This window comes from Streptomyces sp. 13-12-16, from assembly GCF_002114215.1.
Lineage (GTDB): Bacteria > Actinomycetota > Actinomycetes > Streptomycetales > Streptomycetaceae > Streptomyces.
In genome coordinates this window covers 1-5,329 of sequence record NZ_NCTE01000157.1, presented here as the reverse complement: position 1 = coordinate 5,329, position 5,329 = coordinate 1, and the positions used below count along the sequence as shown (strand labels likewise).

Below are 5,329 nucleotides of genomic sequence, written 5' to 3'. Positions count from 1 at the left end.
CCCCCCGCACGCCTGTGTCAGCCGAGGCGCCGGAAGGCGACGTCGAAGGGGGCCAGGCGGGCGGACTCGCGGGCCAGTTCCCGGAGGAACACCAGATGGGGGCGGCGGGGCCACATCAGGCGCGGGCGGCGGGAGCGCGCGGGGAGGGCGGTCGTCGTCTCGGCCGAGAACATGGGCACCCCCAGGGTGAGGGTGACCTGCTGCTTCTCGGCCCGGCTCAGGCCCAGTTCGCGTTCGGTCTCGTGGACGAGGGTGCTCAGTTCCTCCTGGGCCGCCCTGATGGCGACGAGGTCCTCCTGGTTGCGGAGCTTGTCCTCGATGCCGTGGATCCACTTCCGCAGGGCGGTCGCCCCGGCGCTGCGGCGGACCTCGACCGCGGTCGCCAGGAGGGCTGCCCGGCTGTCGCACTGACCGACGACGTACGAGGCGATGAGCGGGAAGTCCGCCGAGATCGCGGCGCCGCCGAGCTCGCCGTTGACCCGGTCGCGCATCCCGCCCCTGATCAGGCCCACCCTGTCCATCACCAGATCCCTGAAGCGGACGCTCCGTGGCCTGAGCCGGTTCTCGATCAGTTTCGAACGCCAGGTGTGCGGCATGTACGGGACGCCGGCCGCGTGGGCCAGCCCCTGGTAGTAGAAGCCGCGGAAGGCGAAGTGGGCCAGACCGCGGACGACCTCGCCGTTCCCGTCGAGGACGCGGGCCAGATCGTTCAGCTCCCGTGCGACGGTCTCCTCGTGCGCCCGGTCGACCCCCCGCAGCGTCAGCTCCACGAACTGCGCCGAGTCCCGGTAGAGCGGCGGCAGGACCCGGATGTCGTCCGAGTCGGCGATGAACCCGAGGTCCCGGAGCAGCCGGCCCGACCGCACCAGGCCCAGCACGTGCGCCGCGCTGTTCCCGAGCAGCTCGGCGTGCAGCTCGCCCCCGTCGGCGACGAGGGAGGTCTCCCTGAAGAAGTGGCCGTTCGCGCGGCTGATGCGGTACAGCTCGGGCCAGTCGACGTGGGTGTCCCTGCTGGAGTTGTCGACGGTGAACCCCTCGATGAGGACGACGGCCTCCAGGACGTCCATCAGCGAGCGCAGGTCGACGACGGAGGGTGGCGCGGAATCCGCTCCGTAGGCCCTGCGGGCCCCGAAGATCGTGGTGTTGTCCATCAGGACGAATCCGTCGTCCGGCTCCACATCGGCCCCCGTCCCTCGTCACCCGACGCCCACCCGTCAACCTACGCAGCCGTGGTCACGGACACCAGACGCCGGCCGGTCCGTGCGGCCGCCCGGGGAAGAGGCCGGGGACCACGCCGGAGCAGTGATCATGTCCGCGTGAACTTCCGGTGTTCACAAGCCCGTTCGCCTAGATTGGGGAGCCGGCCCTTGTCCGCCCACCCCAGGAGGTTCGCCCGTGTCCGAGGACATCACCCAGGACAGCTCCGGTTTCGCGATACGTGCCCGGATCGACACGACCAAGCCGCACTCGGCGCGGTTCTGGAACTACTTCGTCGGCGGGAAGGACCACTACGAGGTCGACCGGGAGATAGGCGACCAGATCAAGGGGATCTTCCCCGGGCTGGTGGACGTGGCGCACACCAGCCGACGGTTCCTGGGGCGGGCCGTACGGTACCTCGCCGGCGAGCAGGGCGTACGGCAGTTCCTGGACGTGGGTACGGGGCTGCCGACCGCCGACAACACGCACGAGGTGGCCCAGCGCGTCGCCCCGGACTCCCGGATCGTGTACGTCGACAACGACCCGATCGTCCTCGCCCACGCGAACGCCCTGCTCACCAGCACGCCCGAGGGAAGGACGGCGTACCTCGACGCCGACCTGTACGACCCGGAGGCCGTGCTGCGGGCCGCCGCCGGGACGCTCGACCTGTCCCGGCCGGTCGCCCTGATGATCCTCAACACGCTCGGTCACGTCTCCGACTACGGGCAGGCCCGTGACCTGGTGCGCCGGCTCCTGGCGGGGCTCCCCTCGGGCAGCCACCTGGTGATCAGCGACAGTACGGCCACCAGCGAGGGCATGATCGCGGCCTCGAACGCGTACAACTCGAGCGGTGCCGTGCCGTACCACGTGCGGAGCGTCGAGGAGATCACCGGGTTCTTCGACGGGCTGGAACTGGTGGAGCCGGGCGTCGTACGGGTGCCGGAGTGGCGGCCGGACGGGGACGGCGACGACGCGGCGGCGGCCGTGGACGCCTACTGCGGTGTGGGCCGCAAGCCCTGACCACCGGCGGCACGACGTCCGGGGCGCGCCTCCTCGGCGGCACGCCCCGGACCCGCTCCGGCCGTGTGCTCAGACCCTCCTCGTCCGCATGATCCGCTCCATCCGCTCCTCCAGTTCCGTCCGCTCCCGCACCGCCCGTTCCGCCTGCGCCCGCTGGTACGCGTGCTCCGTGCGGCGCATGCGCTCCTTCGTCTCCTGCTCCACCCGGTGCCGGCGCACCTCGTGCTCCATGCGCACGCACGCCTGCTGCACCTGGAGTTCCTCCGTGTGCAGCCGGCGGCTCGCGTCGAAGCGGGAGCCGAGGAGACGGTCGTACATCGTGGCGCCGCTCATGAACTTGGCGAGGACCGGGAGGGCGTCCAGGGAGAGCAGCAGCAGGTGCAGGACGACGGTGATGAAGAGGGCGAAGCCGTCGGAGTCCGCGACGGTGCGCAGGGCGTGCGCGCGGGTGAGGATGCCCTCCGAGTCGAGGCCCTCGGCCCGCTGGCGGGTCTTGGTGTCGATGGCCTCCTGCAGCAGGGGCTGGTAGGCGTCGGCGGCCCGGTTCTTCCTGCTCTCCAGGGTCTCCGCCTTGTCCCGCATGCCCGCGAGCTGCTTCTCGTACGTGTCGATCTTGCTGGTCGTGCGGTAGGAGGAGGAGTCCTTGCGGGCCCGCTCGCAGGTGATGGTGACGTCCCAGCCGCCGCCCTTGCGGATCCAGTGGTCCCGGCCGCACTCCCGCTGCTCGGTGGCCATCTTGCCGTCGAGGGTCTTGTTGATCTCGGTGACCCGGCTCTGCAGGGTCTTCATGCCGGCCTCGTTGCTCTTGATCTGCTCCGCCAGCTCGGCCGGGGAGCCGGCCACCTTGAGCTGGTAGCGGGCGCACTCCGGGCGGCCGGCGGTGGACTCGCCGCCGGTGGGGTTGCAGGCGACGAGCCTGCCCCGGTAGTCGGCCACCTTCTGTTCGTTGCCGACGGATATCTCCTGGCGGATCTCCTTGTCGAAGATCTGGAAGAGGATCGGTTCGGCGATGAACAGGCCGAGGAGCACCGACAGGAACAGCCGCAGCACCAGGGACCACTTCTTGACCGTGGTGCCGTGGGTGCTGGACACCAGCCAGCTGTCCATGGCCAGCACCACCCAGAACCAGACCGCGGCGACCCCGAGCACCGCCACCATCGGCAGGTCGGAGCGGAAGCTGCCGAGCGCCAGCGACATGGACAGGGCGCCGAGCAGCGCGGTGTTGAGGACGAGCGCGCCGTACCAGGTGTAGCGGGTGCGCTCCTCCGGCACCCAGGACAGCAGGGCCTCGTCGATGCCGATCAGGCGGCGCAGCCGCGTCCCGGGGCCGGTGGCCGGCACGGGGACGGGGCGGCCGGCGGCCGGGCCGTCGTCGTAGGGCGCGCTGTCGGCGAGGCGCAGGGGTGTGTCAGTGGCCAAGGTTCGCCTCCGAGTCGGTGCCTCCGAGGTCCAGGTCGGCGTCGTCCTCGTCGAAGCCGGCGGGTTCGCCCTGCGGGATGCTCCGGTGGGCGGCGCCCGGGACCTCCCGGGCGGTGCCGCGCTCCGCCGCCGGCCGGTCCCCGTCGTACGAGATGTCCTGGATCCGGTTGATGTGTGCGCCGGGGTCGCTGAGCTGGCCGTCGAAGAGCCCGCGCTCGAAGGCCTGCTTGCTCAGCTGGGTCCAGGCGGCGAGCCCCTGCTGGTTCAGCTCGTGACGGTCCCGGTGCAGCTGGTGGGCGTCCTCGCGGGCCTCCTGGCGGGCCTGCACCCGGTCCTGGTGCTTGAGGTCCCAGCGGCGGCTCTCCTCGCGCTGCCGCGCGGCCTCCTCCTCGCGCGCCGCCCGGCGTTCGAGTTCCTTGCGCCGGTCGTCCTGCTCCACCTGCCAGCGCACCTCGTCCCGGTCGAAGCCGCGCCGCGTCAGCTCGTCCTCCAGCTCGGCCCGCCGGCGCCGGTCGGTGAGCTCGGCCCGGCGTTCGTCGTCCGCGTGCAGCCGCCGGGACAGCTCGTCGGCGCTGATGTCGCCCTGCCGCCAGGCGTTGAAGTCGGCGAGGATCGGGTCGGCGCCGATCAGCCGGACGTCCTCCCTGAGCTGGTCCCGGTTGAAGCGGTTGAGCTCGGCCCGCTGCGCCAGCTCGTGCCGCTGGTCCTCGGCGCCGGACTCGCGCCGGAACCGGGAGAGCAGCGTCTCGTGCTTCTGCCGGCCGTACTCCTTCTCCAGCTCCTCCTCCTGCCGGTTGCGCTCCTTGCGCAGCGCGCTGGTGTTGCGCAGCTCCTCGCGCTTCAGCTCCAGTTCGGTCTCCAGCCAGGAGCGCTTGAGGGCGGACTCCTGCTCCCACTCCTGCCTGATCCGGTCGCGTTCCCGCTGCCGGCGCTCCTCCTGGAGCTTGGCGATGTCCTCGGCGAGTTCCGCCGGGGTGAGGACCTCGACCAGTCCGTGCCGGGCCCGCAGCCCGGACAGCGGGGCGGGCCGCATCTCGTGGTACGCGGTCAGCCGGGCGTCGATCCGTTCCCGTACGGCGTCCGAGTCGACGATCGGCAGGTCGCTGCCGTCCTCGGTGAGCCCGGGGACCTCGCGCAGATGGCCGAGCAGCAGGGCCTCGATGTCGGTGACGCCGTCGCGCACGACGGCGCAGGCGTCCGTCACCGTGCAGTAGAAGGTCGTCCGTACGGTGAAGTCGCCCGCCTCGGCGGACGGGATGCGGGTCTCCACCACGACCGGGACCTCGACCCGCCGGTCGACGACCGTGACGGAGCTCGCCCCGGTCACCAGCGGGTCGTCGGGCCGCAGGTGCCCGGGGTCCTCGACGTACTCCTCGCCGACCCGGAAGACGCGCACCTGGTGCGCGGCGATCAGGGGCAGTTCGTCCTCGTCGCGCACGCTGCGCTTGTTCAGCCAGCCGACGCGCTTCTCCGGCCGCCGGTACTCCCGTTGCTCGACGAGGGGATAGTTCTCGGCCATACCTGTGTCAGTCCTCCGTGCTCAGTACGGCGGTAAGGAAGGTCTCGGTGAGGGCGGCGGTCTCCGGGGCGGGGCGCACCGCGGTCCGCCGCAGGGCGGTGGCGAGGTGCCGCCGCTCCCCGGGGGCCAGGGCGGCGCCCAGGGAGCGGCCGAACCGCTCGGCCGCCGGCTCCG

At 71.9% G+C, this 5,329-nt stretch carries 4 protein-coding genes; 1 reads left to right on the top strand and 3 read right to left on the bottom strand.

The window, feature by feature from the left end; genetic code table 11:
• Positions 1-17 precede the first annotated feature (17 nt).
• A complete protein-coding gene (locus B7767_RS07340) occupies positions 18-1,151 on the bottom strand; it encodes a hypothetical protein (RefSeq protein ID WP_143652264.1) in 1,134 nt (377 codons plus the stop codon).
• Positions 1,152-1,395: 244 nt separating this feature from the next.
• On the opposite strand from B7767_RS07340, the gene B7767_RS07335 reads away from it, so the two are divergent.
• The gene (locus B7767_RS07335) at positions 1,396-2,217 is read left to right on the top strand and encodes an SAM-dependent methyltransferase (protein WP_085571437.1); all 822 of its coding nucleotides are present in this window, start codon (positions 1,396-1,398) and stop codon (positions 2,215-2,217) included.
• Between the two features lie 69 nt (positions 2,218-2,286).
• Here B7767_RS07335 and B7767_RS07330 read toward each other — a convergent pair whose 3' ends face one another.
• Together B7767_RS07330 and B7767_RS07325 are read right to left on the bottom strand one after the other, a co-directional pair.
• Positions 2,287-3,636 carry a DUF4407 domain-containing protein gene (locus B7767_RS07330; RefSeq protein ID WP_085571436.1) on the bottom strand — a complete coding sequence of 450 codons (1,350 nt, stop codon included), beginning with the start codon at positions 3,634-3,636 and terminating at the stop codon, positions 2,287-2,289.
• Complete coding sequence (locus tag B7767_RS07325; RefSeq protein WP_085571435.1) at positions 3,626-5,155, bottom strand: hypothetical protein; 1,530 nt, start codon at positions 5,153-5,155, stop codon at positions 3,626-3,628. The genes B7767_RS07330 and B7767_RS07325 overlap by 11 nt, the downstream gene beginning before the upstream one ends.
• Positions 5,156-5,329: the final 174 nt, after the last annotated feature.